We start from the raw sequence: 3320 nt of genomic DNA on the forward strand, positions 1-3320 counted from the left end.
AGATATTTTACCACCTATTTAGTATTCGCCGTAACCCACCATCAGTTATCAGGTGAATTTGTCTCCTGTCTCCTTTTTACTTGACAAAGATGTTTCAAGATCGGATAGCAATTTTAGGGACTATGCACGGAAAAGAGCGGGTGATTGCACCGATTTTAGCGCAAGAAATAGGCCTTAAGGTGATTGTACCCGATAATTTTAATACCGATCGCTTTGGCACTTTTACCCGGGATATTAAGCGCATCGGGACACAAATTGAAACCGCTCGCAGGAAGGCACAACAAGCGATCGAGCTTTCGGGATACGATATCGGAATTGCTAGTGAGGGTAGTTTTTATCCCTATCCCCACTTGCCGTTGATTTCCTGTAATCGTGAATTGATTTTATTGCTCGATCGAGTCCATAATCTAGAAATAATTGGTCAAGCAATAGTCACGGAAACTAATCACGCTCACCAAACTGTAACTAATCTAGCAGCTGCTTTAGAATTTGCCGAAAAAATCGGGTTTCCTAGTCATGGTTTAGTGGTGATGTTTGATAAAAATTCTCTCGACTCCGAGCAGATTTTTAAGGGAATTACTGACGAGAAAAATTTCGTTAAAATTGTTGAAGATATTCTTGACAAAAACGGCAAGGTACACCTAGAAACCGATATGCGTGCTATGCACAATCCCACGCGGATGAAAGCAATTGCAGCTGCGACAGCAAATCTGGTGCAGAAACTTAATCAATTATGTCCTAATTGTGGTTGTCCGGGGTTTGATATTATCGAAAGAACATCGGGTTTACCCTGTGGTTTATGTCACTTTCCCACCTCTTTAATTAAACTGGAACTATACGGTTGTCAAAGGTGTGATTATCGAGAGGAAAAACTCTTTCCCAACGGTCAAAAAACTGCCGATCCGATGTATTGTGAATATTGTAATCCTTAAGGATAGCTTTTCTATGGAAAGAATTTTAGAACCGGAAGTAATGGATGATCGGGAAGAAGCGATCGAATATGATGCCATGGACTTCACCGAAGTTAATACTAATTTTGCTAAAGAAGCCGTACAATTGGCCGGTATTAATGCTAGGGTATTAGATGTGGGAACCGGTACTGCACGCATTCCGATTATGCTCTGTCAACTGCGTCCCCAATGGCAAATTATCGCTATTGATCTGGCCGATTCTATGTTAGAAATTGGTCAAAAAAATATCCTGAGTGCTAACTGTCAAGAACAGATCAAATTAGAAAAAGTTGATGGAAAAAATCTTCCCTACCAATCCGAGCAATTTGATTTAGTTATTTCTAATAGTTTAATCCACCATCTCGAAAATCCTCTGCCTTTTTTAAGGGAAATTAAGCGAGTTTTAAAACCCAATGGTGGCATTTTTTTAAGAGATTTATTCCGTCCCGATTCCGAGGAAATAATCCAGGGGATGGTGAGGGAAATCGATCCTAATTTTTCTCCCCGACAAGCGCAACTATTTAAGGATTCTCTCCAGGCCGCTTTTACCCTAGCAGAAATCGAAGATTTAATCCAGCAATCGGGATTAAAAAATGTTAAAATTTATCAGTCTTCCGAACGTCATTGGACAGCCATAAAAACAAGTAAAAACTAATCACTAAATCAGGAAAAGTTGAGTTATGAAAGTTGGATTTTTGGGAACAGGATTAATGGGAACGCCAATGGTAGAAAGATTATTAAATCAGAAAATTTCTGTTATTGCCTATAATCGCACCTTAGAAAAATTAGCACCTTTACAGCAGTTGGGAGCCAAAACAGTTAGCTGTCCCGATCAAGTTATTCAAGAGGCAGATTGTCTAATTTTAATGTTAACTAATGCCGCCGTTATCCAAGAGGTTTTAGGATTAAATTCCGAGCAATCTAACTTCAATAATCGGACTATTATCCAGATGGGAACTATTGCTCCTTCTGAAAGTAAACAACTGCGAGATAAAATTGTTGCTAAAGGGGGAGAATATCTAGAAGCACCCGTGTTAGGAAGTATTCCCGAAGCTAAAAATGGCACTCTCTTAGTTATGGTGGGAGCAACGGAGAAACAGTTCCATCAATGGTCAAATTTATTAGCAAATTTTGGTCAAAAACCGATGTTAATCGGGGCAGTGGGAACCGCCGCGGCGTTAAAATTAGCTTTAAATCAATTAATTGCCTCTCTAACCAGTGCTTTTGCTTTGAGTTTAGCTTTTTTATCCCAGCAAGGAGTAGATCTAGAAAAGTTCATGACTATCCTGCGTCAAAGTGCCTTATATGCGCCTACTTTTGACAAAAAATTAACCAGAATGTTAGAAGAAAATTATGCTAACCCTAATTTTCCCACTAAACATTTACTCAAAGATGTCAATCTCTTTTTAGAGGAATCAGAGAAGTTAGATTTAACCACTTTTCCCCTAACAGGAGTACAGAGCCTTCTGGAAAAAGCTTTAGAAATGGGATTAGCAGAACAAGATTATTCAGCTTTATACGAAGCGCTGAAAAAAGAATTAAGTAGGTAGGCGTTAAAAATTATCAGACACCCCCCTTATCAAGCGTAGGGTTGATTCATGAATCAACCCTACCTTATCAAGGGGGGGCAGGGGGGATCGAACCTAAAATCCATTTTTAATTTAATTATAACCAGCTACTTATAAACCGCTTGGCAACATCAAAAAGACTCTTTTTGGTTTGTCTAGTCGGACAACTGATAGGAGAAAAACTGGTAAAAGGCTTTAAATTTTCCTTAAGCTTTGTTGAGGTGGCCGGAAGAGGGGGTTAGAGTGGGAAGTGATGGAATTTTGGGCATATTTTCCTATGACGCTGACTGAATTTGGATTATTAGCGGGTTTACTTGTCCCCGGTATCCTGCTCTCGATTTTAGTGATGGTGAGTTTTGCCAAAGGGGGCTAAAAACCGATAGAGACACCGATGAAAGTGTCTCTATCTTTTTGGGGTGAAGATTAATCTATTTTTGGTTTTTTGCCTAATTTAATTGATTCTGTAGCTAACAAAATTGATTCTAAATGATGGCGCTTCTCCACTTGACCGAGGAAATAACCGGTCATCATCGCTGAAGCGAGAAGATTAGCCAAATTCTCGCGGTCGGTGGTAATTTGTACCGCGAAATCCTCTGAGGGCAGCATTCCCACCAATCCCCTGACGTTTTGCGAGATAATATCTTTAATTTCGCTACTGACGGATTGGGCTATTCTCTCAAGGGTTTCAGGATGCTGCTGCTGGAGATACTGCATCAGACAGTTATCGTTTTGTTCTTCGGTTTCCCAGGGAAAAAAATCAGGATTAAAAGTCATCAGAACTCCCACGCTGTAGTGGTTATTG

At 39.8% G+C, this 3320-nt stretch carries 4 protein-coding genes; 3 read left to right on the forward strand and 1 reads right to left on the reverse strand.

The window, feature by feature from the left end; translation table 11 throughout:
• Positions 1–89: 89 nt before the first annotated feature.
• The 3 genes from PX481_RS14465 to PX481_RS14475 are packed head-to-tail and all read left to right on the forward strand — an operon-like array spanning position 90 to position 2500.
• On the forward strand, positions 90–932 hold the full coding sequence (locus tag PX481_RS14465; RefSeq protein ID WP_002763010.1) for a DUF6671 family protein: 843 nt from the start codon (positions 90–92) through the stop codon (positions 930–932).
• A gap of 13 nt (positions 933–945) precedes the next feature.
• Positions 946–1605, forward strand: a complete 660-nt coding sequence (locus PX481_RS14470; protein WP_002763008.1) for a class I SAM-dependent methyltransferase — start codon at positions 946–948, stop codon at positions 1603–1605.
• Between the two features lie 25 nt (positions 1606–1630).
• Positions 1631–2500, forward strand: coding sequence for an NAD(P)-dependent oxidoreductase (locus PX481_RS14475; RefSeq protein WP_288025429.1), 870 nt, complete (start codon positions 1631–1633; stop codon positions 2498–2500).
• A gap of 441 nt (positions 2501–2941) precedes the next feature.
• On the opposite strand, the gene PX481_RS14480 is transcribed toward PX481_RS14475, so the two are convergent.
• Positions 2942–3292: a DUF760 domain-containing protein gene (locus PX481_RS14480; protein ID WP_002735620.1), complete on the reverse strand. Its 351-nt coding sequence runs from the start codon at positions 3290–3292 to the stop codon at positions 2942–2944.
• Between the last annotated feature and the right edge of the window lie 28 nt (positions 3293–3320).

The organism is Microcystis sp. M53603_WE2 (assembly GCF_030065435.1).